The following is a 25,326-nucleotide window of genomic DNA, read 5'->3' as shown; positions in this document are numbered from 1 at the left end:
ATGATGCGATTTACTTCGAAGCGACGTCGCGAACTTCGCCAAGACCCTTCATTGCCGCCTGGCGCAGGAAGCCCTGATCCGACGACAGAATGAACACGCTGGCGCCGTGCGACTTCAGCCACGCCGCCTCCTGCGCGTTACCAACGTAGACGCTGATGTTCTTCTTAGCCTTGCGGGCAGCCTCGGAGATTCGCTCCACCGCGCGAACCACCGCCGGCGGATCCTTGGTTTCATCGCCATAGGCCGCCGTGAGATCGCCGCGACCGATAAACAGCGAGTCGACACCCTCGACCGCCGCGATCGCTTCGATCTCGTCGAGCGCGACGGGATCCTCGATTTGGGCGACGAAAGTCATCTGCTGATCCTGCTCGGCGATGTGCTTCCACATCGGCACGGCAGTGTAGGCGCCGGCGCGGGTCGAGGTGGCGAAACCGCGGGCGCCGTTGCGGTAGCGGAACAGCGCCGCCACCTCGCGGGCATAGGCCGCGCTCTTCACGTGCGGCACCAGAATGCCGGTGGCGCCGCAATCGAGCACCGAGAGAATGGTGTCCGGACCGGGCACCCGCACCAGCGCGGGAATGTCGTGACCGCGCGCCGCCATCAGCGCGATATCGGTGGTGGTGCGGTCGAACGGAGCGTGTTCCTGGTCGATGACGACGAAGTCGAATCCGGCGCCGGCGAGGATTTCCGTGGCGTGGCTGGTCGGTGTCTTCAGGAACGAACCGACGAGCTTGTCGCCCGCCTGCATGCGCTGCCGAAAAGTCGAAGTCCTGCTCATGATTCTGGGTCTTCCGTTTCTCAGTTTTGGCCGGGCATCGGGTAATCGTCGGCATTCAGGATCCAGCCGGGCTTCTGCGAGAAATCCATGCGCGGCGGGCAGAAGATGTCGACGAGTTGGTTGCGGCTCTTGCCGCAGGCTTCGGTCGTGTGAATCGACGGCGGCGGGATGATCGCGATCGACGGCGTGCCGCACAATTCGTGATCGTCAGGCAGCCAGTTGTTCTTGTTAACGACCCAGGGCCAGCGCAGGTGGTGCATGAACTCGCCCGAGATCGCGAGCGAGCACTGCTCGAAGTCGTCGTGATGATGCGGCGAGAGTTTGCTGGCGTCACGCGGGCCGTCGTAATAGTCGAGGAAGTTCACCATGATGGTGGTGCTGCGCCAGATGCGGCCAAAGCGGCCCGGCTCCGGCGGCACGTCGAGGCTGTAGACGCGCAGCTTGAAGCCGCCCTTCGGCTCCGGCCAGTTCACGACCGGCGCGACATAAGGTTTCGCGGTCTTGAAGTGATCCTTGTTGCTGCACTTGGCGTTGAGGTCTTCCGAGCGGGTCGTGAACATCGCGTAGATGCGGCCCGGCTCGATCACCTTCATCGATGACTTGCCCGGCGGCAAGAAGGCGAGGTTGTTGCCGGTGACGCGCTGGGTGCCGTTCTTGGTGGTGAACTCGACGACGGTCTTGGGGTCCGGCATCAGAACCGCATATTCGTCCGGCTGCGCCTCGCGAGACAGGACGTAGTCTTTTTTCGGCTCGATGCAGACCATGACCAGATTCTGGCCGCGGGCAATCCAGGTCTTGCCGGTCGCGTTGTCTTCCTGCGGCGGTTCCTCATAGAATCGCACATACTCGGCGGTGCCGAACGGCCCGGTGACGGGGCCCTTGCCGGCCGGCGCCTTGGCGGCCAGAGCGGAACGCGGATCGCTCGCGTCATACATCGTCTTCACTCCCGAAGTGTCGTCTTGATTCCAAAGGTGTCCGGCGTTCAGTTCTTCGCCGGCAGGTCCGCTTCGATACCGAGCATGCGCGCCGTATTGAGCGAGAACATCTTGCGGATGTCCTCGTCGCTATAGCCCAGCCTGATGCAAAGCTTGACGGCGCGGCGCATGCCGTCGAGCGGCAGGAACGTGCCCGGCTGGCCGAGATCGGATCCCATCACGGTCTGGTCGACGCCGGCGGCTTCGATGAACTGGCCGAGCTCTTCCTCCCGGCGATGCTGGAATTTCGAGCCGTCGAGGAACATGCAGACCGAGTGTTCGATGAAAGCGCCCATGGCCGCGAGGCCCTTCACGTCGTTCAACGAGCCATCGACGATCTCTTCGGGATGGGTCACGCACATGCGCTTGACGCCGCGTTTCTTGGCTTCCTCGAGAACGATCCAGGTCTCGCTGATGTGCATATGGCCGCTCGCCAGAACCATGCCGGTCTTGGCGAGAATATCGATCACTTCCTTGACCTCGTCGCGCACCTGCTTGTTGGCGTCGAGCACGGGAATTGCGACGGCCGGACGGATCTTGTCGGTCGAGGCCGGATGCGTGCTCTTGGCCTGCGCCTGCCAGCGGAAGTGCTGCTCGGCTGCCAGCGTCGGAAACCACACGACCTTGCCGCCTGCGGCCGCCGTGTGTTCGACGGCATAAGGGTTGAAGCCGCCGATGACGTTGTTCAGCGCGATGCCGGAATAGACCTTGGTCGTCAGTTCGGGGAAATTGTCGGCGATCAGCTTGGCGGTCATGACGCCGCTGTAGTCGTGGTCCTTGGTGACCACCGCGGCAAACCCGGCCTTGGAATATTGCCGGGCCAGTTCGACGTGATCCAACGCGCGCTTGGCGATCGAGGGACCACTGTGGACGTGGGGATCGATGGCGCCAACCAGGAGGTCGTCGACGCGTTTTTCGATGTCGCTGTCAGAAGTTGAACTTGTCGCCATACGTAACCTTCCTGGAGTCGACCGTGCAGTGCAGCAAAACGGTCTTCGTTTCCGCCCCCATTCGTCGTTCGCGAGCGCGGAACGACGTTTTGTCTAATCTATCGGTGGGGTTTGCAGTGAGTCAATGGCGGCCGGCGTGCGTTGACAAAATTTACGAGCGACGGCGTTATTAAAGTGCAATTGGTTCTTGGCGCGTGTTTAGATGGCGCGTATCGTGTTTCGCTGTCGCGAACATCGCATTTAAGATTGAGGCGTCTGACGATGGCTTCGGAAAGTTCAGGCGGGGTTCAGTCCGTCCATCTCGCTATTGATGTGCTGGAGGCAGTGGCCTTTTCGGACGACGAGCTTGGCGTCACGCAGATTGCCGATCGGCTCAAGGTGACGAAGGGCTCGGTGCATCGTCATCTGACGACGATGGTCGAGCGCGGCTATCTGTCACAGAACCCTGCCACCAGCCGCTATGCCATCGGCCCGAAGAGTCGCTTGCTCGCGCGGCTGTCGCCGGACACCGATCTGGTGAAGGTCGCGGAAGGCCCAATGCGCGAGTTGCGCGACGCGCTGGGACAGACCGTCGTGCTCTCGGAGATGACGCCGCGCGGCGCCATGGTGCTGGTGACGCTGCCGGGTACCTCGCCGATCGAAATTGGCGTGCGCTCGGGCAGCGAATTGCCGTTCTATAATTCGGCCCAAGGCAAAGTGCTGCTTGCCTATGCGCCAAGGCCGTTTCAGGCGCGCATGCTGCGCGGTCCGTTCGAGAAGGTGACGGCCAAGACCATCGTCTCGCCCGAGCGCCTTGAAAAAGCGCTGCAGGAAGTGGTCAAGCGCGGATATGGCGCGGCCCCGGAAGAATCAATGCTCGGCATCAACGCGGTTGCGGCGCCGATCTTCGACAGCAATGACGCCTGCGTCGGCGCGCTCGCCATGGTCGGTTCGATCCAGTTCCTGCCGGAAAAAGCCAGGCCGGGCGATATCGCCGCTCTGATGCATGCGGCCGAACAGATTTCGCGCAAGCTGGGCCATGGCAGCAACGCACCTTTTGCCACGCCGCGACATCGCGGCATGGGCCGCTAGGCGGATTACTCCAGCGCGCAGATCGTCGCCGCGAGCGCTTGCGTGCGCGGCAGCAGAGTTTCGAGCTGGCAGAACTCATCGTCAGTGTGAGCTTTGCCGCCGACCGGCCCGAGACCGCACAGAGTCGGGATGCCGAGGGCGCCCGTGAAGCCGGAATCGGCGCAGCCCCCCGTGAACTCGCCTTCCACCGCGAAGCCAAGGTTGTCTGCCTCTTTCTGATAGAGGTCGAACAGGCCCTTCGAATGCTTCTCCTCGAGCGGCAGGAATAGCGCCCTCGTCTTCACCTCCGCGCTCGTGCCCGGCACGTCCTCGGCTTTCACGATCTTTTCGATCTCGGCGATGAGTTCGCCGCGCTGGGCCAGGGTCACGAAACGCAGATCAAGTTCAGCCTCGGCCCACGGCGCGACGGTGTTGTGTGTGTTGCCGCCTTTGATCACTCCGACATTGGTGGTGACGCCGGTCGCATAATTGGTGAGGGCGTGAAGCCGGACGATTTTGCGCGCCAGAGCCTCGATGGCGCTGGCTCCCTCTTTATGATTGACGCCGGAATGCGCGGCCCTCCCCTTCACCGTGATATGAAACGAAGCGCCGCCCTTGCGGCCGGTCACGACATTGCCGCTGACGCGCCCGGGCTCCGTATTGAACACGGCCCGCGCGCCGCGCGCCGCCGCTTCGATCTCCGCCCGTCCGGTCGGTGAGCCGATCTCCTCGTCCGCGGTGAACAGGGCAACGACGGGAAACGGCAGTCCGCCGACAGCATTGATGGCGCGCAGCGCAAAGATATTGGCGACGAGGCCGCCCTTCATATCGGCGACGCCGGGGCCGAAAGCCATGTCCCCCTGCCGCGAGTAACCGCGCGTCGCGACGGTGCCTTTGGCGAATACCGTATCGCGATGGCCAAGCATCAGCACATGCTGGTTCTGACCATGGCCCGCCACCTCGGCCTTGAAGACGTCGCCGTAATCCGCCTTGGCGATGCGGGTGACGGTAATGCCTTCGCCCGTCAGCAACTTGGCGATGTGCTCGCCGACGGCATCGGTCCCCACCTTGTCGAAGCTGTTGGAGTCGATGTTCACCAGTTCTTTGAGCAGGGCTTCCATTTCGGCGGCGCGCGGCTCCAGCCACGCTATCACCTTTTCGGTCAGCGCCGCGCGGTCGGCCGACGCCGTCGATTGACCCGTCATTTCGCCCTCGCCTTCATGATCTTCTGTCCGTCTTCGCCGAGATCGTAGAACAACCCGGCCATGATTTGCAGGGCCTCGCGCGCAACCGAGCCCAGCAGATGTTCATCGGGCGCGTGCTGCGAGCACGACGGATATGAATGCGGCACCCAGATCGTCGGCAGGCCGAGAATGTCGGCAAACACGTCGTTGGGCAGCGAGCCGCCGAGATTCGGCAGCAGCGCCGGCTTCTTGTTGGTGGTCTTCGACATCGAGGCAAGCGCCCAGGTCACCCACGGATCGGTCGGGTCAAGGCGGGTCGCCGGGAAAGTCTCCATGCGCGCCGGCCTGACCGCCACGCGTTGCAGGCCGTGAGCATCGAGATGCTTGCGCACCGCCGGCAGAATGGTGTCGGGGTCGGTGCCGACGACGAAGCGCAACTGCATCGTCGCCTTCGCCGAAGGTGGAATGGCGTTGAGCGGCGCCTCCGGCGTGCCGGTCTTGAAGGCCAGCACTTCCAGGGTATTCCAGCCGAAGATCCGTTCTTCGGTGCTCAGGCCCGGCTCGCCCCAATCCGGATCGACCTCCGGATCGCCCGGCTCCTGGCCGATCTTGACGTCGGCAAGCGCGGCCCGCACCGCGTCCGGCAGGCTCTTCGGCTTGAGCGCATCGAGCAGGATCTTGCCCTTGGCATCGACCAGCGAAGCAATGGCATGCGCCAGCAGCGTGCCGGCATTGGCCAAACCGCCGCCCCAGTTGCCGGAATGATGGCCGCCTTCGCGCAGTTCGACGACCATTTCGAAATTCATGGCGCCGCGCGAGCCGAGAAACACCGTCGGGCGCTGCGCCGACAGCCGCGGCCCGTCGGAGCCAATCAACACGTCGGCCGCCAGCAGGTCCCGCTCTTCGGCGGCGAGCTTGCGCAGACCGGGCGAGCCCGCCTCCTCGCCCATTTCGAGCAGCAGCTTGCAATTGAAGCCGAGCTTGCCGCCGCGCGTCGTCATCACCTGTTCGAGCGCGGCCAGATTGATCGAGTGCTGTCCCTTGTTATCGGCCGTGCCGCGGCCGTACCAGCGGTCGCCTTCGACCGTGATCTTCCAGGGATCGAGACCGGCGCGCCACGCCGAGGCGTGGCCGAACACGACATCCCCGTGCCCGTAGGTGAGCACGGTCGGCAGGTTGTCGCTTTCATGACGTTCGGCGATGAGGAACGGACCGTAACCCGGCGTCGGGTTTTCCAGAATGCGATACTTGAAGCCAAGACGCTCGACCGAGGGAACGATCTCGTCGGTGAGATACGAGCGCAACACATCGAGGCGATCGCCGCCCTGGCTCTCGGTCGGAATGGCAATCCGGCGAGCAAGTACGTCCTTGAACGCTCCGCTGTCGAAATATTCAGCCGCGCGGGCGACGGCATCCTGGCGTGTCATAATGAAGCTACGGCCTCTTGTTGCAGCAGATGACATGTGGCCCAGCCGTCCGGCAACGATGAGACGGCTGGCGCGGTGGTTCGGCAGATGTCGATCGCGCTCGGACAGCGCGGCTGGAACGGACAACCGGCGTGCTCGGCCATCGGATTGGCCATGGCGCTGCCGATATGGGTTTCGGGTACGCCGAGGTCCGGATCCGGCGTCAGCACGGATTCGAGCAGCGCGCGGGTATAAGGATGTCCCGGCCGGGCGAACAGGCCGGCCCGTGTCCGTTCCTCGACGATGCGGCCGAGATACATGACGGCGACGCGGTCGGCGAGGTGTTCGACCACCGCAAGGTTATGGCTAATGAAGAAATAGGTGAGCCCGAGCTCGCGCTTCAGCTCGAGCAGCAGGTTCAGGATCTGCGCCTGCACCGAGACGTCCAGCGCCGAGGTCGGCTCGTCGCAGATCACCACCTCGGGACGCATCACCAGCGCGCGGGCAATGGCGACGCGCTGCCGCTGGCCGCCAGACAACTGACCCGGATAGACGTCGAGCATCCGCCGCGGCAGGCCGACGAGATCGAGCATCTCGACGACCTTGGCACGGCGCGAGGCGGCATCGCCGACATTGTGGACGAGCAGCGGCAGGCCGACGAGCTGGGCGATCGACTTGCGCGGGTTGAGCGAGGAATACGGGTCCTGGAAGATCGGCTGGATGCGCCGCGCCACGGCGATGCGATTGCTTGCCGCGATCGGGACGCCGTCGATGAGAATTTCGCCCGATGACGGCGACAGCAGCCCGAGCAGCATTTTGGCGAGCGTCGATTTGCCGGAGCCGCTTTCGCCGACCAGCGTAAAGACTTCGCCGCGCTTGACTTGAAGCGAGACGTTGGCGACGGCGGTCAGCGTCGCCTTCGGCCTGAAGACGCCCTGCGACACATCGAACCGCCGCGTTACGTCCTTGAGTTCGAGCACGATATCGCTCATGCGACCGCCCTGTTCTGCGCCTCAAGGCGCACGCAGCGCACGTCGTGTCCCGGCGATACGGCCTCGACATGAATATCGCCAGCGCATTCCGGCGCGGCAAAGTCGCAGCGATTGCGGAAAGCGCAGCCTTGCAGCCGGCCGATCAGGTTCGGCACCTGGCCGCGGATGGCGCCGAGGGGCGCGCCCGGCGCGGTGCGACCCGGCACCGGGATGCAGTTCAAAAGCCCCCGCGTATAAGGATGAGACGGCGCCTTGAACACCGCGCGCGCCGAACCGCGCTCGACCAGCGCGCCGGCGTACATCACGGCCACCTTATCGGCGACGCGGGCGACGACGCCGAGATCGTGAGTGATGAGGATCATCGCCATGTTGAGCTCCTTCTTGAGCTCGGCGAGCAGCCGCAGGATTTGCGCCTGGATGGTGACGTCGAGCGCCGTGGTCGGCTCGTCGGCAATGATCAGATCGGGTTTGCACATCAGCGCCATCGCGATCATCACGCGCTGACGCAGACCGCCTGACAACTGATGCGGATACTGCAACAGGCGGCGCCCGGCGCCGGCAATGCCGACCCGCTCCAGCAGCTCGATAGCACGGGCGCGCGCCGCCTCGGCGCTCACATCCTCATGGCAGCGCAGGGCTTCGCTCAACTGATTGCCGATCGTGTAGGCCGGATTCAGCGACGTCATCGGCTCCTGGAAGATCATCGCCATACGGCTGCCGCGCAGCTTGCGCATTTGCCGCTCGGGAATAGTCAGAAGATCGGTGCCATCGAAACTGAGCCGAGCCGCTCGTCGTCGCGCCACGCGGGGCAGCAGATCCATGACGGCGAGCGATGTCAGCGACTTGCCGGAGCCGCTCTCGCCGACAATGGCCAAAGTCTCGCCGCGCTCGACGGCGAACGAAACCTCGTTGACCGCGTGGAGCACGCCGCCGCCGACCGGAATATCGATGACAAGGTCCTGAACGTCGAGCAGCGCCATGGCGGTCAGGTCCGGTTCTCTGGCGCTGTGACGTCGCGCACGCCGTCACCGACAAGATTGATCGCCAGCACCAGGAACACCAGCGCCACCGCAGGCACTCCGATCACCCACGGGCTGAAGAACATGTATTGCTTGCCCTCGGCGATCATGAGGCCCCAAGACGGCAGCGGCGGCTGCACGCCAAGGCCGAGGAACGATAACGCCGCCTCCAGAAGAATGGCGTGCGCCATCTCCAGCGTCGCGACGACGATGAGGGCGTTGAGAATGTTGGGCAGGATTTCCGAGAACAGGATGCGCGGCGTCGAGCAGCCAATCGCCTGTGCCGCCGCGACATAATCGGCGCGCGCGATCTGCTGCGTCGCTGAGCGTGTCACCACGGCGAAGCGGTCCCACAGCAAAAGGCCGAGCACAATGATGACTCCCTGCAGCGAGCCGCCGACCAGGGCCGCCGAGGCGAGCGCGACCAGTACAACCGGCAGCGCCAGACGCGTCGTAATCACATAGCTCAGCGCGGCATCGACCTTACCGCCGAAATAGCCGGCACAGATGCCAAGCAAGGTTCCGATGGTGCCGGAGATCGCCACGGTCACCAGGCCGATCAGCAGCGAGATACGGGCGCCGAACAGCAGTCGGCTGAAATAATCGCGGCCGAGCTTGTCGGTGCCCAAAACGTGATCCCAGGTGCCTTTGGGATGCCAGATCGGCGGGATCAGGCGTTGCGCGAGATTCTGTGCGTAAGGATCGTGCGGCGCGATCAGCGGCGCTGCGAGCGCGGCCACGATGATGACGAATAGGACCGTTGCGCCGAGCATCAAACCGCCGTGGCGGCGGCTGCGGCGCAGGAAGCCAACGAATGGCGATTGCCGCGCCCGCGGCGCATCGAACGGCGCGTCGTCTCCCGGCATCGTGATCGTCGTCGGTGCCAAATCGCTCATGCCAGGCGAATCCGCGGATCGAGGAAGGCATTGGCGACATCGGCCAGGAACGTCAGCGCAACGTAGATCGTCGCCAGAATGAGCACCACCGCCTGCACCACCGGGAAATCATTGCGCGCAATCGCTTCCCAGGCGAGGTAGCCGAGCCCGTGCATCGAGAACACCGCCTCGATGACGATCGAGCCGCCGAGCATGAAGCCGAACTGCACCGCGGCGAGTGCGACGACGGGAATGATGGCATTGCGGAGCGCATGCTTGAAAATGACCACCCCCGGGGCGAGGCCCTTCGCCCGCGCGGTGCGGATGTAATCTGCCGACAGCACTTCCAGCATGCCGTTGCGCGACAGCCGCATCACGGCCGGCACGGCGTACCAGCCGAGCGCGATCGATGGCAGAATGTAATGCTTCCAGCTCGAGGCGCCTGACACCGGCAGCCAACGCAGCGTTACCGAAAACACGATGATGAGGCCAAGGCCGAGACAGAACGTCGGGATCGCCTGCCCGATGACGGAGAACGACAGCGCCAGTCGGTCGATGATCGTGCCATTATAGACCGCGGCCAACACGCCGAGCGGCACAGCCACCACCAATGACAGCAACAGGGAGATGGCACCGAGCGTCAGCGTCACGCCGATGCGCGAGGCGATCAGCGAGACAACGGTGTCGCGGAAGTAGAAGGAGTCGCCGAAGTCGAAGCGTACGGCCTTCCACAACCAGTCGAGATATTGCACGAGCAACGGCCGGTCGAGGCCGAACTGGTGCCGCACCACCTCGACCTGCGCCGGGCTCGCTTCCGGCCCGGCGATCGAAATCGCGATATCGCCGGATAAATGCAGCAGGAAGAATGCGACCACCGAAACCGTGAAGGCCACGGAAAGTGCAACGATCAAACGCTGCATGGTGTACGCGAGCATGAGACGCCTCGATGAATCGCTTCATTTGCGCTTGCGCGGCCGCCCGCGCGGCAAGCGGCACTGTTTGAAAGTGGCGCCCGGCTTCGACGAAAGCCGGGCGCCGGCCGATTACTTCCAGTGCGCCGCGTAGAAGCGCGGCAACTCGTCCGGCTCCGCCGAGAACGACAGGTCACTGGTGAAGGCGTAGTTGGCCGGATAGGAGAACAGCGGGAAGAGATATGACTTCTCCGCGATGGTCTTCAACGCCTGCTGATAGAGCGACAGACGCTTGTCGGTGTCGACCGCCGTGTCGGCTTCGGCAAGGACTTTACCCACTTCCGCGTCGTGGGTCATGTCGTCGGCCGAACCTTTAAAATAGACGCCGGTGAAGGCGGAAGCATCGGCGACCGAGAACGAACCCCAGGTCTGGAATGCGATCGGCGCCTTGCCTTCACGGATCAGCGTGCGCATTGCTGCGTACTTCAGATAGTTGAGGTTGACCTTGATGCCGACCGCCGCGAGATAGCCGATCACCGCCTCGGCATATTCACGCTCGCGATAGGCCACCATATCCGTGGTGAATCCGTTGGCGTAGCCGGCCTCGGCAAGCAGTTTCTTGGCCTTGGCCGGATCGTACGAATAGGTCGGCACGCCCTTATCGGTGCAGCCGAACTGATCGATGAAGCAGGCCGAATTCATGATGCGGGAGCCGCCGCCGACCAGATTGTCGATCATGGCTTTGCGGTCGATCGCATAGGCGACAGCCTGGCGTACGCGCGCATCCTTGAACGGCACCGACCCCTGCGAGCGGCCGAGCGAGTCGAACTGCAGGAAGCCGACACGCATCGTCTCGGCCGAGAGCACCGATACGTTCGGCGCCGACTTCAATTGCGCCGCCTGGTCCACCGGCACGCGCCAGATCCAGTCAACGCCGCCGGTCATCAGTTCGGCCATGCGCGTTTCGGCATCAGGAATGACGCGGAAAACAAGCTTGCCGATCGACGGCTCGCCGAGGGGACTGCCCTTCCAGTAGCCGGCGTACTTTTCCATGGTCACGCCCTTGCCGGGCGTCACCGCGGTCACCTTGTAGGGACCGGAGCCGATCGGCGCCTTGGCAAAGCCATCGAGGCCGACCTTCTTGAAATACTTTTCCGGATAGATCGGCACCGGACCGGCGAGATATTCGATCGCTGCCGGGAACGGACCGACGAGATGAATACGGACCTGATCGTCGCCGACTTTTTCGGCGCTCTTGATCCAGTCGACGTTCTGCTTGGTGACGACTTTTGCGTCCGGGCTCACGGCGTAATTGAGCGTGAACACGACATCGTCGGCGGTGAGCGGATCGCCGTTGTGGAAGGTGACGCCCTTGCGGATCGTCAGGTCGAGCGTCTGCGGATCGACCCAGGTCCACTTGGTCGCGAGCTGCGGCTGGTATTTGCCGGTCTTCGGGTCGCGATAGATCAGGTTATCGAACACATGCCGGGCGATGATCACGCCTTCGCGCAGATTGTTGTGGTACGGGCTGACGTTTTCCGGTTCGGAATCCGAGGCATAAATCAGCGTGTCATTGGCCTTGTTCGCCAATGCGGCCTGGCTCATTGCACCGACGCCGATCAACAACGCCGCCGCGCTTGCGATTAAATGGTGCACTTTCATCCTCATGCCTCCACATCACCGGCGCTTGCGCGCCGTCCCTCTGTTATTAAATTGTAATACCGGCAATTAAATGATAATGAAGCGTAGAAGTGGTCCTTTGGGCTGTCAAGAAAACGCGGCGCCGCTCCGCGCATCAATTCAGGGCAGTCCGCCTAGTCCAGAGATCGAACCTTGAGCAAACGCGAGCAGAACACGCTCTTCGTCGGCTCCCTCGAAAAGGGAATGCGCGTGCTGGCCGCATTCGACCACAACCACACGGCGATGGGATTGACCGAGCTCGCCGAGCGTACCGGCCTGGAGAAGAGCGCGGCCCAGCGCCTGAGCAATACTCTGCACAAGATCGGATATCTGAACAAGGATCCGAGCACGCGACGCTACAGTCCATCACTGAAGTTCCTCGAACTCGCCAACGCCTATTGGTGGTCGGATCCGCTGATCCAACTCGCGATGCCCAAGCTCATCGAGCTCGGCAAGAAGTTCCATGAACGCATCAATCTCGCGCGTCTCGACGGACAGGAAATCGTCTATGTCGTTCGCATTCCCACTCAATTGACGCGCTTCGAAGCCATGATCGCCGGCCGCCGCCTGTCGGCGCTGACGACATCAAGCGGCCGCGCCATGATCGCACGCTTCCCGGAGCCGGAACGCCGCAAGGCGATCCGAACCTGGCCGATCGTCGCGCTGACGCCGAAGACGACGCGTGACCGGACCAAGATCGCCGCGGCGGTCGAAGACGCGGTGAAGACCGGCTACGGCCTGACACAGAACGAAAGTATCCTGAACGAAATCGGCATCGCTGCGCCGATCCTCGGCCATGACGGCCGGCCGATCGCCGCGGTGCAGTGTTCGGTGTCGAGCCTGCGCTGGAGTCTCGACAAGGTGAAGCGCGAGATTGCGCCGCGCCTGATCGAAGTGGCCAATTCCGTCAACCCGATGAAATCGGGCTGAGCAGCGACAGCACTTTGAACGGCGCGGCGCTCGCATACGCATCAGCCGTTGCGATAGGTGTAGCTGTAGCCATTGAGCGCCGGTGCGCCGCCGAGGTGGGCGTAGAGAATATTGGCGCCATCCGGGAAGTAGCCTTTCTTCACCAGATCGATCATGCCCTGCATGGATTTGCCTTCGTAAACCGGGTCAGTGATCATCGCCTCGGTGCGCGCCGCAAAGCGGATCGCCTCGTTGGTCTCGTGGCTCGGTACGCCGTAAGCCGGATAGGCATAGTCGTCGAGAATAACGATCTCATCGTCGCGCACGTCGCGACCGAGTTCGACCAGTTCGGCGGTGTTATCGACAATTTCGCGCACCTGGTCCCGGGTCTGTTTTGGCGTGCCGGAGGCATCGATGCCGATGACGCGATGCGCACGGTTGTCAGCGGCGAAGCCGACGACCATGCCGCCCTGCGTTGAGCCGGTGACGACGCAAACGATGATGTAGTCGAACTTGACGCCCATCTGCGCTTCCTGCGCCCGCACCTCTTCGGCGAAGCCGACGTAACCGAGCCCGCCATATTTATGCACCGAGGCGCCGGCCGGAATGCCGTAGGGCTTGCCGCCCGCGTCCTTCACCGACTGGATGGCGTCTTCCCAGCTTTTGCGGATGCCGATGTCGAAGCCATCGGGAACGATGCGGCTGTCGGCGCCCATCAGGCGGGTGAGCAGGATATTGCCGACGCGGTCATAGACGGCGTCCTCGTGCGGCACCCAGCTTTCCTGCACCACGACGCATTTCATGCCGATCTTGGCCGCGGTCGCCGCCACCATGCGCGTGTGGTTCGATTGCACACCGCCGATCGACACCAGGGTATCGGCGTTCGAGGCGATCGCGTCCGGCACGATGTATTCGAGCTTGCGCAGCTTGTTGCCGCCGAAGGCCAGCCCGGAGTTGCAGTCGTCGCGTTTGGCGTAGATCTGCACCTTGCCGCCGAGCGCCGCGGTCATGCGCGGCAGGAACTCGATCGGCGTCGGGCCGAAGGTCAGCGGATAGCGTTCGAACTTGTCGAGCCTGAGCATCGATAGGTCTCCGAGGGCCACGGACGGCCGAAATACCGCGGAAACCTAGCCAAAGTGACGGGAAAGGTGCTTCCTATTATTTCCCCAATATTTTACTATTCCAATCGCACGATCGCGTCTTGAGCGATTTACCTCTCGACTAATGGCCATGTTATGAAAGAATCTTCCAGCCAGGTGCTCGACCGTACCGACCGCCGCATTCTCCAGCGCCTGCAGCGCGATGGCCGGATGAGCAATGCCGACCTGGCCAAGGCCGTGAACATCAGCCCGGCGACCTGCCACCGCCGCACCCAGCGGCTGTTCGACGAAGGCTTCATCCGCTCGGTACGCGGCGAGGTCGCGCCGCGTCTGGTCGAGCGCGGCACGCTGGTTATCGTCGGCGTCGTACTCGACCGTTCGACGCCGGATAGTTTCGCCACCTTCGAAGCCGCCATCGTCAAGCTTCCGGTCGTGCTTGACTGCCATCTGGTGGCCGGCGATTTCGACTTCTTTCTCAAAATCCGGGTGCGTGATATCGACGACTTCAATCGGCTGCATGGCGAACAGCTGATCGCCCTGCCCGGCGTGCGGCAGACCCGGACTTTCTTCGTCATGAAGGAAGTCGTCGACAACCGCCCGCTGGACTTCTAGGCGCCATGGAGACGACACGGTGACACTCGATCGATTGTTCGACAGCGGCGCGACACGGCCGGCCAAGGCGCAGGCCGATCGCATCACCATCAAGCGGCCCGACGACTGGCACGTGCACTTGCGCGACGGCGACATGCTGCGCAGCGTGCTGCCCTTTACCGCCGCTCAGTTTGCCCGCGGCATCATCATGCCGAACCTGGTACCGCCGGTCACCACCAGCGCCATGGCCGCGGCGTATCGCGAGCGCATCCTCGCCGCCCGGCCCGACGGCAGTGATTTCACGCCGCTGATGACCTGCTATCTCACCGATACCACATCCGCGGACGACATTGAGCGCGGTTACCGGGACGGCATCTGGGTGGCGGCGAAACTCTATCCGGCTGGCGCAACCACCAATGCCCATTTCGGCGTCACCAGCATTGCCGGCCTCGCGCCGGTGCTGCAGCGCATGGAAAAGATCGGCATGAAGCTGCTGGTCCATGGCGAAGCGACCGATCCGGCCGTCGACATCTTCGATCGCGAAGCCGATTTCATGGAGAAGGAGCTGCTTCCGTTGCTGAAGCGGCACCCCGGCCTGAAAGTCGTCGTCGAGCACGCCACCACCGCGGAGACCCTCGACATCGTCCGCGCTCACAAAGACCACGCTGCCGCGACCCTGACGCCGCATCACCTGATCATCAACCGGACGTCGATCTTTCAGGGCGGCCTGCGCCCGCATCTTTACTGTCTGCCGGTCGCCAAGCGCGAGAGGCACCGGCTGGCCTTGCGCGCCGCGGCGACTTCGGGCGATCCCTGCTTCTTCATCGGCACCGACACGGCACCGCACACCCGCAGCAACAAGGAACGCGAGTGCTGCTCGGCCGGCGTGTTCGGCGGAGCGACCGCACTGCAGACTTACGTACAGGTGTTCGACGAAGAAGGCGCGCTCGACCGCTTCGAGGCTTTCGCCTCGCTCAACGGCGCCCGTTTCTACGGCCTGCCCGTCAACACCGGCACGATCACGCTGCAGCGCCGCGCCGGCACCATGCCGCCGGCGGTCAGCGTCGGCGACGACGAGGTCGTCGTGTTCCGCGGTGGCGAAACGCTGCCGTGGTCGATCGAGGCCGTGCAGCCGTAAAGACACCTCATTCCCGGCGCCGATATCGCGGCGCCGGAGCACAGCGCAGGAAGCAAGGGTCCAAGTCACGTGGATGCATCGTCACACAAGGAGCCGACGCGGATCGACCCGACACAGCTCGACGCCGACAAATGCTATCGTCTGCTCACCGGCATCGTCGTGCCGAGACCAGTTGCTTGGGTCACGACACTGTCCAGTACCGGTGGCGTGAACGTCGCGCCGTTCAGCGTGTTCACTTTCCTGTCGGCCAAGCCGCCGATGCTGGGGTTCAGCGTCGGGCGCCGGGGCCGCACCTACAAGGACACCGCGCAGAATATCCTGCGTACCGAGGAATACGTCATTCACATCGCCGACGGCGCCCTCATCGATGCGGTGCACGAAAGCTCGACCGAATTTCCGGCCAACGTCAGCGAAGTTGAACACCTCAAGCTCGAGACCCTGCCCAGCGAGAAAATCGCCCCTCCGCGGATCGCGGCCGCACCGATCGCCATGGAATGCCGGTTCCGGCAATGCCTGGAATTCGGCGAAACACGCAATCGCTTCATCATTGGCGAGGTCGTGATGATCCACGCCCGCGGCGGCCTGATCGAGAACGGCAAGATCGACACCATGGCGCTCGACCCGCTGGTGCGCATCGCCGGACCGAACTACGCGCGGCTCGGGGAAATCGTCACCATGCGGCCCGTATTTCAGGCGCCGAAGACCGTGGCCAAGGACGACTGACACGGCCGCCCTTCCGGCCCACGGTGGGAGCAACGGCGGCCTTGGATGGGCAGTTGCAGACCCACGCGCGAAAGCGATCTGACGAATTGCGTTGTTGCGCGGTCTTGGCTACCAGTCGCCGCAGGGTGGCCCGCGCCGTCCAATCAACAAGGCCAGAGACATGACTGCCAAACTCGTCGACGGGGTCGCCGTCGCCGCCAAGATCCGATCCGAACTGAAAGAGCGCGCCAGCCGCCTGACCGCCGCCGGCGAGCAGCCCGGCCTCGCCGTCATCATGGTCGGCAACAACGCCGCCTCGGCCGTCTATGTGCGCAACAAGATTCGGGCCTGTCATGAAGTCGGCATCCGGTCGTCGCGGTTCGACTTCCCCGCCGACGTCGATCCGGCCGAGGTCCTGACACGCATTCAGGCACTCAACGCCGACCCGGCCGTTCACGGCATTCTGGTGCAGTTGCCCCTGCCGCCGCATTTCCCGATCCCGCTGTTGCTGCAGGCAATCTCGGCGGAAAAGGATGTTGACGGCTTCCACCTCTATAATGTCGGCGGTCTGGTCATCGGCGACACGGTATTCCCGCCCTGTACGCCCTATGGCGTCGTGAAGCTGCTCGAGCACGAAGGTGTCGAGATCGAAGGCAAGAATGTCGTCGTGGTCGGCGCCAGCAACATCGTCGGCAAGCCGATGGCGCTGATGCTGATGCAGCGCGAGGCCACGGTGTGCATCTGCCACGCCAAGACGCGCGACCTTGCTCAGTTCACCATCCTCGCCGACATCCTGGTCGTTGCCGCCGGCAAGCCCAACCTGATCGTGCCGCAAATGGTGAAGACCGGCGCTGTGGTCATCGATGTCGGCATCAATCGTCTGCCGGACGGCAAACTGGTCGGCGACGTCGATTTCGCCGGCGTGTCGCAGAAGGCGTCGCTGATTACCCCGGTGCCCGGTGGCGTCGGCCCGATGACCATCACCATGCTGCTCGCCAATACCATCGGGTCGGCGGAGCGTCGGCTGGCCGGCGCGAACCGCTCGGCAGCCTGACGAGCGCTACAGGTTGTGGCAGGCGACGAGCCTGTTGTCCGGACCGATCGGCCGCAGCAGCGGCGCTTCGGCAAGGCAGCGCTCACTGGCCAGCGGACAGCGCGCCGCATAAGCACAGCCTGTCGGTCTGTTGAACTGGCTCGGCGGTTCGCCGGTCTCGACGACACCGACGATACGCTGCGATGGATCGGGCTTCGGCACCGCGGCCATCAGCGCCCGCGTATAAGGATGCATGGCGCGATCGAGGATGGTGCGCGCATCCGACAGTTCGACGACCCGGCCCATATACATCACGGCGACACGGTCGCTTATCTGCCCGATCACGCCGATGTCGTGCGAGATGAACAACATCGACAATCCGAGCCGCTCACGCAGGTCCATCATCAGGTTGAGCACCTGGGCCTGCACCGAGACGTCGAGGGCGGACACGGGTTCGTCGGCGATGATCACCGCCGGGGCCGGCAGAATGGCGCGCGCGATGCCGGCGCGCTGGCGCTGCCCGCCGCTCAGTTCATGCGGATAGCGTGTCGCAAAGGACGGCTCGAGCCCGACCGCCGACAGCGTCTCGGCGATCCGCGCCGCGCGATCGGCACGACTCTTGAATACGCCATTGATGTCGCCGGCCTCGGCCACCGAGTCACCGATCGAGCGGCGCGGATTGAGCGAGGCATAAGGATCCTGAAACACCATGCGCAGATTGAGGCGCACATCGCGCAGCGCCGCGCCACGGGCGCCGAGCACATCGCCGCCTCTGAACTGAATGGCGCCGCTGTCGGGCTGCACGAGCCGCACGATGGAGCGGCCGACCGTGGTCTTGCCGCAGCCGGATTCACCGACAATGCCGAGCACCTCGCCGGAGACAAGCGACAGCGATACGCCGTCGACTGCCTTGAGCCGATATTTGCGGCCGGAGCGCTTGACGTTGAACGAGGTCTTGAGGTCGCGGACCTCGAGCAGGGTCTCGCTCATGATGGCCTCTCACCTTGTAGCGGGAAAGCGCACAACGCCTCATGGCCCTCGCTCAGTACGATCCGCGGCGGCGCGGCCACGAGGCACAGATCCTGCACGGCCGCGCAGCGCGGCGCGAACACGCAGCCGGTTCTGATCGCGCCCGGCCGCGGCGCCTGGCCGGCAATGGTCGGCAGGCGGCGGGCGCCGAGATTGCGCGCCGGCATGCAGTCCATCAGCCCCCGCGTGTAATGATGGCGCGGCTCATTGAACAGCGCGCCGACATCGGCAGTCTCGACGATGCGACCGCCATACATCACGGCGACGCGGTCGGCGAGTTGCGCGATCACGCCCATATCGTGAGTGATGAACAGGATCGACATGTCGAGGCGGTTGCACAGGTCGCGGAGCAGTCCGAGAATCTGGATCTGGATGGTAACATCGAGCGCCGTGGTCGGCTCGTCGGCGATCAGCACCTGCGGCCGGCAGGCCAGCGCAATTGCGATCATGATACGCTGACGTTGCCCGCCCGATAGCTGGTGCGGATAGGCCGCAAGCTGTAGCGCGGCGTCGGGGATGCGCACCAGGTCGAGCAGCTCGTGCGCCCGCGCCTGCGCCGCGGCGCCGGAGACGCCGTCGTGAACGCGCACCGCTTCCGCGATCTGGTCGCCGATCCGGCGCACCGGATTAAGCGACGTCATCGGCTCCTGGAAGATCATGGCGATACGGCCATGGCCGGCCTCAACCCGCTGCCACGGCTGGAGCTGGGTAACATCGGCCCCGACCAGATCGATGCGGCCGCCGCGAATGCGCGGGCCCGGCTGCGGCAGCAAGCCCATGACCGCCAGCGACGTCATGCTCTTGCCGCATCCGGATTCGCCGACCAGCCCGAGGATCTCGCCTTTGCCGATGTCGAACGACACGCCGGATACGATATCGATCGGCGCCGTCTCCGGGCCGATGGAAACCGTCAGATCGCGGACCGAGAGCATCATCTAGCCCTCCCCGCCGAAGACGTCGCGGAAGCGCGGGTCGAGCCGGTCGCGCAGCGCGTCGCCGACCAGGTTCAGCGAGAACGCCGTCAGAACGATCAACATGCCCGGGAAGAACAGAAGCCACGGCGCGCGCGTGATGAAGGTTCGGGATTCCGCCAGCATATTGCCCCAGCTTGGAATATCCGGCGGCGCGCCGAGGCCGAGAAAATCGAGCGAGGCGGCGCCGAGCTGGGCAAAGGCGAACACGAAGCTTGCCTGCACCAGGAGCGGCGAAATGAGATTGGGCAGGATGTGTCTGGTCACCAGCCACCAGGTACCCGAACCCATGCTCCGCGAGGCCTCGACATAGGTCTCGGCGCGCAGCCGCAGCGCCAGGCCGTAGATGATACGCGTCGTCGTCGTCATGAAGCCGGCGCCGATGGCGAGAATGGAGTTGGCGACGCTCGGGCCCAGAATGACGATCAGGCCGAGCGCCAGCAGCAGCGACGGAAACGCCATCAGCACATCGACGATGCGCATCAGCACATGGCCGAGCCGCGGAAACAGCGCCGACAGCACGCCGACCGGAATTCCGGTGATCAGCGCGAAGAACACCACGCCGGCGCCGATCAGCAGCGCCATGCGCGCCGAATAGATGGCGCGCGACAGCGTATCGCGGCCGAACTGATCGGTGCCGAACCAGTGCACGGCGTCCGGCGGCATCAGGCGCGAAACCGGATCGATCGCATAGGGATCGTAAGGCGCCAGCCATGGCGCGAAGGCCGCGGCGATCACCATGGCCAGCAGCACGCAAAGCCCGGCGAGCGCGATCGGCCGCGCAAGGAACGGCGTCAGCCACAATGCGATGCCGTCGCGGTTCATTGCAGCTCAACCCTCGGATCGAGAAGACGGTAGGCGAGATCGACCAGCAGGTTGATGATGAGATAGATCACGACGATGACCAGGATGATGCCCTGGATCACCGGATAGTCGCGGCGCAGGATCGACTGCACGACGAGCCGGCCGATGCCCGGCAGGGCGAACACCGTCTCGGTCACCACCGCTTCCGACATCAGCGCGGCGAAGGTGAAGCCGAAGGCCGATACCACGGTGAGCAGCGCGTTGCGCAGGATGTGCCGGCGTACCACCTGCCACGGCCTGATGCCCTTGGCGCGCGCGGTGCGCACATAATCCTCGCGCGCGACGTCGAGCATGCTGGCGCGCGTCAGACGCAGGATCAGTGCTGCATTCGGCGCCGCCAGCGTCAGGCTCGGCAGCAGCAGGTAGCGCAGATTGCCGAGCCCGCCTTCGAAGATCGACGGATAGCCCGAGCTCGGCAGCCAGCCGAGCGTCGCGGCGAAAATCAGGATCAGGTAGAGCCCGACCCAGAACGTCGGCACCGAGGCGAAAAACATGGCGGCGCCGGACAGGCCCTGGTCGAGCCAGGTGCCATGACGCACCGCCGCGATGGTGCCGATCGGCACGCCGATGAGCACGACCCACACCATCGTCATCGTGGCGAGCAGGATGCTGGTCTCGGCGCCGTCGGCGATCACCGAGGCGACCGGCGCCTGGAAGAAGATGGAGCGGCCGAGATCACCGGTCAGCGCGTGCCCGGCCCACTGCAGATACTGCACGACGATCGGCTGATCGAGCCCGAGTTCATGGCGCAGCCGGTCGATCTGATCCGGGGTCGCGGTGTCGCCGAGCAGCACGTAGATCGGATCGCCGGGAATGACGTGGATGAAGGCGAAGATGATCACCGACGCCGCCCAAAGCGTGACCGCCGTCGCCCCTGCCCGCTTCAGTGCATATGACCACATTCAAACCTGCCGGGTGACCCGCATCGACGGCAATGCGACAGGCGGTTCAGGCGCCACGCAAGGCCTGAACCGCCGCAGTCGGCAACCGACGCCCTACTTCGTGGATACGTTCCAGAAAGCGGGGCCGTTCGGATTGAGGTCCTTCAGCTTCGAAGACGCGATGTCGTAAGTATAGGCATCGCCGACCTTCATCACCGGCACCTGCTCGTAGATCAGGGCCTGGATCTTGTCCCAGGTCGCCTTGCGGGCGGTCTGATCGGACGAATTCACCAGCTCAGTGCGCAGCTTCTGGATTTCCGGCGTATCCCACCAGCCGGGATAGCTGGCATTGAGGAAGGTAAAGAGGATCGGATCGGGGAAGAACGAGTGGTGGGTGACGAAGATGTCCCACTGGTCGGCCTGCCCGCGCATCTTCAAGAGCGTCGCCCAGTCGACGACATTCATCTGCACGTTGATGCCCGCTTCCGCCAATTGCTTGGTGAACACGGCCGCTTCGTCGTAGTGCGCCTGATAGTTGGTCGAAACCAGGAGGCGGATTGGCTGGCCGGTGTAGCCGGCTTCCTTGGCCAGCTCCTTCGCCTTCTTGGCATCGTGCGGGCTGTAGGCCTCGATGCCTGCGGTCGAGTACCACGGCGTGCCCTTCGGCACGATGGAGCCTTCCGCCTTCCACAGATCCTGCGGACCGAAGGCAACGCGCAGCGCCTGCGATTTATCGAGCGCGGTCTGGATGGCGCGGCGCAGTTTGAAATTGTCCTTCAGGATCCCTTCCTTCGAGTTCATGAAGAACAGGCCGAAGATCGGCGCATTGGTCCGCTGCACCTGGACCGATTTGTCCTTGCTCAGCCCGTCGTAAAGATCGCCCGAGATCATCTCGGCGTAATCGTAATCGCCGGCCTGCACGCCGCTGACGCGGGTGCCGACGTCCGGCACCGGAATGAAGCGGATGCTGTCGAAGTTGGCGACGCGGGCGCCGGCAAAGCCATCGCCCTTTTCCTTGCGCGGCTTGTAGCCGGCGAACTTCTCCAGTTCGACATAGCGGTTCGGCCGCCATTCCTTGAACTTGTACGGCCCGGTGCCGATGTAATCCTTCTGATCGATCGGCTGCCCGGTGGCCTTCGACGCGATCTCTTCCGGATAGATGGCAAGGCCGCCATTGACGTCCGACACCAGGTTCTTCCAGGCACCGTTTGGCGCAGACAACTTCAGCGTGACTTCGTATTTGCCGGTGGCCTCGACCGAGGTTGCGCTGCCCATCAGCAGCTTGCCGCGGGCGCCGAATTTGCCCCAGCGCTCCATCGACGCGACGACATCCTTGGCGGTCATTTCCTTGCCGTTATGGAATTGAACGCCTTCGCGCAGCTTGATGATGATGGTCTTGCCGCCGTCCTCGACGCGATCGCTGTCGGCGAGCATCGGCTGCGGCGTATAGCTGGAGTCCCAGGCGTACAAGGTTTCGAACATATGGCGGCCGATCACCGTGGCGACGTCAGCCGTTGTCACCATGACGTCGAGCGGCGGCGGTTCGCCGATGGTGGCTTCGCGCAGCACGCCGGCCGCATGGGCCGGAACGAGGGCCTGTGCATTCAAAAACAATGCCGTGACGATGGCTGCGGCGCCGCGCGCCAAAAGCCCAAATCCGGATTTCATGGTCATCCTCCCCTTTGCGGAACGCTACTAGCCGGCTTCGCTGTCCAGTCTCATTCGTGGCACGGCCATTCCGCCGTGCCGATTGTTTCCACCATCATTATGATCCTTTGTTTGAAAGTTACATACACTCTGTGGTAAAGTTCAAGACCAAAATCGAGGAAACGGCCCACTTTTGCATTGCGGTCGCCCGCGATTGAAACTTTATTACCAACGCGCTCTTTGATCCAGGAAGGACAAGGCCGTGGTTCGACAGGCGAAAAGGCGGGCAATGGCACGATCGGCAAAGCAGCTTCACCGGGCGGCCGGCGGCCATAAGGCGCGCGCGGCGACGCCGGCTGGTCAGGACGGCTTCGGCGCCGGCGACATTATCTCGGTGATCCGGCAGATCGGGCCGACCCTGAGCCCGTCCGAGCAGCGCGTCGCAACGGCGCTGCTCGCCGATGTCGATTTCGCCGTCCATTCGAGCAATGCCGAACTCGCCCGCCGTGCCGGCGTCAGCGAACCGACGGTCACGCGCTTCAGCCGTTCGGTCGGCTGCCGCGGCGTTCGCGAACTCAAGGTAAAGTTGGCGCAGGCGGCGGCCGTCGGCCGCATCTATCTCGAACTGCCGCCGCATGTCGGCACCGATCTCGCGCGCCCGGCGCTGTGGCGTTCGGTGTTCCAGGAGATTCGCAACGCCATCAATGCCGTCGAACAGCAATTGCAGAAAGACGACGTCGAGAAAGCGGCTGAGGCAATCGCCCGCTGCTCGAAGCTCGCCGCCTTTGGCGTCGGCGGCGGATCGACGGTTGCCGTGGCCGAAGTCGAGAACCGGTTCTTCCGGCTCGGCATCGCCGTCAATCACACTTCGGATCCGCGATTGATGCGCATGTTCGCGGCAACGCTGGGACGCGACGATGTCGTGCTTGCGGTGTCGACCAGCGGCAACATTGCTGAAGTGATCGAGGCGGCCACCGTCGCCAAGCAGTATGGCGCCACAGTGATCGCAATCACGAAGCCGCAAAGCCGGCTGGCCAGGGTTGCCGACATCGCTCTCGGCTTCCACGTTCCCGAAGCTCCGGACGCGCTCAAACCGACGGCATCGCGCTACGCCCTGCTCGCGGCTATCGATCTTCTCGCGACCTCGACCGCTTATCTCAAGCCGCGCGAAGCGCAGGAGCGGATGCGGCGCATCAAATACGAATTGATGAAGGCGACCAATGAGGACGCCGACGGCCCCCTCGGCGATTGACGCAACCGGATTTTCCCATCGCTGCCCTCCAACTCACGCATACAGGACGACATGACATGACTTATGACCTGATCCTCAAAGGGGGACGCGTCATTGATCCGGCGCAGGGCATGGACACTGTGACCGATGTGGCCTTCGCCGGCGGCAAGGTTGCGGCAATCGAACCGAACATCGCCGCCACGAACGGCGCCGATGTCCGCGATGTCAGCGGACGAATCGTGGCGCCCGGCTTCATCGATCTGCACACCCACGTCTATTGGGGCGGAACCTCGCTCGGCGTCGATGCCGCGGACTTCGCACGCCGCAGCGGCGTCACCACGCTGATCGACGCCGGCAGCTCCGGCCCCGGCAACTTCAAGGGCTTCCTCAAGCACGTCATCGAACCGAGCGAGCCGCGCATCTTCGCCTACATCCACGTCTCGTTCGCCGGCATCTTCGCCTTTTCGAAGCGGATCATGGTCGGCGAAAGCAGCGACATGCGGCTGATGAGCCCGGCCGACGCGGTCGAGGTCGCCAACGCGAACCGCGACACCATCGTCGGCATCAAGGTTCGGGTCGGCCGTAATGCCAGCGGCGCCTCGGGCATCGCACCGCTGGATATCGCCGTGCAGGTCGCCGAGGAATTGTCGATGCCGCTGATGGTGCATATCGACGAGCCGCCGCCGACCTATGAGGACGTACTCGTCCGCTTGCGGCCGGGCGATACGCTCACCCACTGCTTCCGCCCCTTCCCCAATTCTCCAATTACCGGACAAGGCGCGGTCAAGACCGCGGTGCTCGAGGCGCGCAAGCGCGGCGTGCTGTTCGACGTCGGCCACGGCATGGGTTCGTTTTCGTTCAAGGTCGCACGCGCCATGCTCGACGCCGGCTTCATGCCGGACACGATCTCGTCGGACGTGCACAGCCTCAATCTGGAAGGGCCGGTATTCGACCAGGCCACGACATTGTCGAAATTCCTATGCCTCGGCACGCCGCTGACCGATGTCATCCGCGCCACCACGGCGAATGTCGCCACCGCCATCCGCCGGCCCGAACTCGGCACCTTGCGCCCCGGTTCGGCCGGCGATGCCACGATCTTCACGGTCGGCGAAGGCAGCTTCCCGTATATCGACTCCACCGGCGAGCGGATGAACGGCAACAAGCGGATCCTGGTCGAGGGCATCGCGCTGCGGGGCCACTGGTGGCATCCCGCCGGTAACCGGTAGCCGGCGACTCCCATCGTTGGGACAATTCCGGCCCGGGCGGATATTGGCCGCTCGCGCGCGCCGCGGGCAGCCCTTTACGGCCGCCGCCTAAAGGAATAGACCGCCGGCACCATTTCCAACGTCTATGGCGGAACCGCGGGCCTCGACCCGCCGCGTTTCCGCTTTCGTGCCGCGAACCCCAAGGC

24 protein-coding genes are annotated in these 25,326 nt (G+C 64.0%); 8 read left to right on the top strand and 16 right to left on the bottom strand.

The window, feature by feature from the left end; all coding sequences use genetic code 11:
• Positions 1–10: 10 nt before the first annotated feature.
• From ASD45_RS01950 to ASD45_RS01940, 3 genes are read right to left on the bottom strand one after another with little or no spacing between them, the layout of a single operon-like run.
• A complete protein-coding gene (locus tag ASD45_RS01950) occupies positions 11–778 on the bottom strand; it encodes an aldolase/citrate lyase family protein (protein ID WP_056909935.1) in 768 nt (255 codons plus the stop codon).
• A gap of 20 nt (positions 779–798) precedes the next feature.
• A complete protein-coding gene (locus ASD45_RS01945) occupies positions 799–1,713 on the bottom strand; it encodes a hypothetical protein (RefSeq protein ID WP_056909934.1) in 915 nt (304 codons plus the stop codon).
• Between the two features lie 47 nt (positions 1,714–1,760).
• Positions 1,761–2,702: a DUF6282 family protein gene (locus ASD45_RS01940; protein ID WP_056909933.1), complete on the bottom strand. Its 942-nt coding sequence runs from the start codon at positions 2,700–2,702 to the stop codon at positions 1,761–1,763.
• Positions 2,703–2,963: 261 nt separating this feature from the next.
• Here ASD45_RS01940 and ASD45_RS01935 point away from each other — a divergent pair, with 261 nt between their 5' ends.
• Positions 2,964–3,773, top strand: coding sequence for an IclR family transcriptional regulator (locus ASD45_RS01935; RefSeq protein ID WP_056909932.1), 810 nt, complete (start codon positions 2,964–2,966; stop codon positions 3,771–3,773).
• Between the two features lie 5 nt (positions 3,774–3,778).
• Here the strand turns inward: ASD45_RS01935 and ASD45_RS01930 are convergent, their stop codons facing one another.
• The 7 genes from ASD45_RS01930 to ASD45_RS01900 form a co-directional block, all read right to left on the bottom strand.
• Positions 3,779–4,957, bottom strand: coding sequence for a M20 family metallopeptidase (locus ASD45_RS01930; RefSeq protein WP_082540589.1), 1,179 nt, complete (start codon positions 4,955–4,957; stop codon positions 3,779–3,781).
• Positions 4,954–6,363, bottom strand: a complete 1,410-nt coding sequence (locus ASD45_RS01925) for a M20 family metallopeptidase (RefSeq protein WP_056909931.1) — start codon at positions 6,361–6,363, stop codon at positions 4,954–4,956. Before ASD45_RS01925 ends, ASD45_RS01930 begins: the two co-directional genes overlap by 4 nt.
• Positions 6,360–7,334, bottom strand: coding sequence for an oligopeptide/dipeptide ABC transporter ATP-binding protein (locus ASD45_RS01920; protein WP_056909930.1), 975 nt, complete (start codon positions 7,332–7,334; stop codon positions 6,360–6,362). The genes ASD45_RS01925 and ASD45_RS01920 overlap by 4 nt, the downstream gene beginning before the upstream one ends.
• Entirely contained in the window at positions 7,331–8,314 is a 984-nt protein-coding gene (locus ASD45_RS01915; RefSeq protein ID WP_056909929.1) for an ABC transporter ATP-binding protein, read from the bottom strand. Before ASD45_RS01915 ends, ASD45_RS01920 begins: the two co-directional genes overlap by 4 nt.
• Positions 8,315–8,319: 5 nt before the next feature.
• Positions 8,320–9,249: an ABC transporter permease gene (locus tag ASD45_RS01910; protein ID WP_056909928.1), complete on the bottom strand. Its 930-nt coding sequence runs from the start codon at positions 9,247–9,249 to the stop codon at positions 8,320–8,322.
• A complete protein-coding gene (locus tag ASD45_RS01905; RefSeq protein WP_056909927.1) occupies positions 9,246–10,163 on the bottom strand; it encodes an ABC transporter permease in 918 nt (305 codons plus the stop codon). The genes ASD45_RS01910 and ASD45_RS01905 overlap by 4 nt, the downstream gene beginning before the upstream one ends.
• A gap of 108 nt (positions 10,164–10,271) precedes the next feature.
• Positions 10,272–11,807 (bottom strand): ABC transporter substrate-binding protein, encoded by a 1,536-nt coding sequence (locus tag ASD45_RS01900; protein WP_056909926.1) that lies wholly within the window; start codon positions 11,805–11,807, stop codon positions 10,272–10,274.
• Positions 11,808–11,972: 165 nt separating this feature from the next.
• Here ASD45_RS01900 and ASD45_RS01895 point away from each other — a divergent pair, with 165 nt between their 5' ends.
• The gene (locus ASD45_RS01895; RefSeq protein WP_056909925.1) at positions 11,973–12,749 is read left to right on the top strand and encodes an IclR family transcriptional regulator; all 777 of its coding nucleotides are present in this window, start codon (positions 11,973–11,975) and stop codon (positions 12,747–12,749) included.
• A 41-nt stretch (positions 12,750–12,790) separates the two neighbouring features.
• Here the strand turns inward: ASD45_RS01895 and ASD45_RS01890 are convergent, their stop codons facing one another.
• Positions 12,791–13,810: a 1-aminocyclopropane-1-carboxylate deaminase gene (locus ASD45_RS01890; RefSeq protein ID WP_056909924.1), complete on the bottom strand. Its 1,020-nt coding sequence runs from the start codon at positions 13,808–13,810 to the stop codon at positions 12,791–12,793.
• A 153-nt stretch (positions 13,811–13,963) separates the two neighbouring features.
• Between ASD45_RS01890 and ASD45_RS01885 the strand changes: the two genes are divergently transcribed.
• The 4 genes from ASD45_RS01885 to folD all read left to right on the top strand — a co-directional run bounded on the left by ASD45_RS01885 (position 13,964) and on the right by folD (position 17,313).
• A complete protein-coding gene (locus ASD45_RS01885) occupies positions 13,964–14,440 on the top strand; it encodes an Lrp/AsnC ligand binding domain-containing protein (RefSeq protein WP_056909923.1) in 477 nt (158 codons plus the stop codon).
• A gap of 19 nt (positions 14,441–14,459) precedes the next feature.
• Positions 14,460–15,557: a dihydroorotase gene (gene pyrC / locus ASD45_RS01880; protein WP_082540588.1), complete on the top strand. Its 1,098-nt coding sequence runs from the start codon at positions 14,460–14,462 to the stop codon at positions 15,555–15,557.
• 69 nt (positions 15,558–15,626) lie between these two features.
• On the top strand, positions 15,627–16,280 hold the full coding sequence (locus tag ASD45_RS01875) for a flavin reductase family protein (protein WP_056909921.1): 654 nt from the start codon (positions 15,627–15,629) through the stop codon (positions 16,278–16,280).
• Positions 16,281–16,440: 160 nt separating this feature from the next.
• A complete protein-coding gene (folD, locus tag ASD45_RS01870; protein WP_056912542.1) occupies positions 16,441–17,313 on the top strand; it encodes a bifunctional methylenetetrahydrofolate dehydrogenase/methenyltetrahydrofolate cyclohydrolase FolD in 873 nt (290 codons plus the stop codon).
• 6 nt (positions 17,314–17,319) lie between these two features.
• Here folD and ASD45_RS01865 read toward each other — a convergent pair whose 3' ends face one another.
• The 5 genes from ASD45_RS01865 to ASD45_RS01845 all read right to left on the bottom strand — a co-directional run bounded on the left by ASD45_RS01865 (position 17,320) and on the right by ASD45_RS01845 (position 22,705).
• Complete coding sequence (locus ASD45_RS01865; RefSeq protein WP_056909920.1) at positions 17,320–18,282, bottom strand: oligopeptide/dipeptide ABC transporter ATP-binding protein; 963 nt, start codon at positions 18,280–18,282, stop codon at positions 17,320–17,322.
• Positions 18,279–19,256 (bottom strand): ABC transporter ATP-binding protein, encoded by a 978-nt coding sequence (locus ASD45_RS01860; protein ID WP_244485173.1) that lies wholly within the window; start codon positions 19,254–19,256, stop codon positions 18,279–18,281. Before ASD45_RS01860 ends, ASD45_RS01865 begins: the two co-directional genes overlap by 4 nt.
• Positions 19,257–20,117: an ABC transporter permease gene (locus tag ASD45_RS01855; RefSeq protein ID WP_056909919.1), complete on the bottom strand. Its 861-nt coding sequence runs from the start codon at positions 20,115–20,117 to the stop codon at positions 19,257–19,259.
• Positions 20,114–21,058, bottom strand: coding sequence for an ABC transporter permease (locus ASD45_RS01850; RefSeq protein WP_056909918.1), 945 nt, complete (start codon positions 21,056–21,058; stop codon positions 20,114–20,116). The genes ASD45_RS01855 and ASD45_RS01850 overlap by 4 nt, the downstream gene beginning before the upstream one ends.
• A gap of 93 nt (positions 21,059–21,151) precedes the next feature.
• Positions 21,152–22,705, bottom strand: coding sequence for an ABC transporter substrate-binding protein (locus ASD45_RS01845; RefSeq protein WP_056912540.1), 1,554 nt, complete (start codon positions 22,703–22,705; stop codon positions 21,152–21,154).
• 268 nt (positions 22,706–22,973) lie between these two features.
• Between ASD45_RS01845 and ASD45_RS01840 the strand changes: the two genes are divergently transcribed.
• Both ASD45_RS01840 and ASD45_RS01835 read left to right on the top strand, forming a co-directional pair.
• Entirely contained in the window at positions 22,974–23,936 is a 963-nt protein-coding gene (locus ASD45_RS01840; RefSeq protein WP_056909917.1) for a MurR/RpiR family transcriptional regulator, read from the top strand.
• A gap of 56 nt (positions 23,937–23,992) precedes the next feature.
• Positions 23,993–25,141, top strand: a complete 1,149-nt coding sequence (locus ASD45_RS01835) for an amidohydrolase/deacetylase family metallohydrolase (RefSeq protein ID WP_056909916.1) — start codon at positions 23,993–23,995, stop codon at positions 25,139–25,141.
• The last annotated feature ends 185 nt before the right edge of the window (positions 25,142–25,326 follow it).

This window comes from Pseudolabrys sp. Root1462, assembly GCF_001426945.1.
GTDB lineage: Bacteria > Pseudomonadota > Alphaproteobacteria > Rhizobiales > Xanthobacteraceae > Pseudolabrys.
The sequence above is the reverse complement of the archived record's forward strand: the minus strand, read 5'-3'. Positions and strand labels throughout refer to the sequence as shown.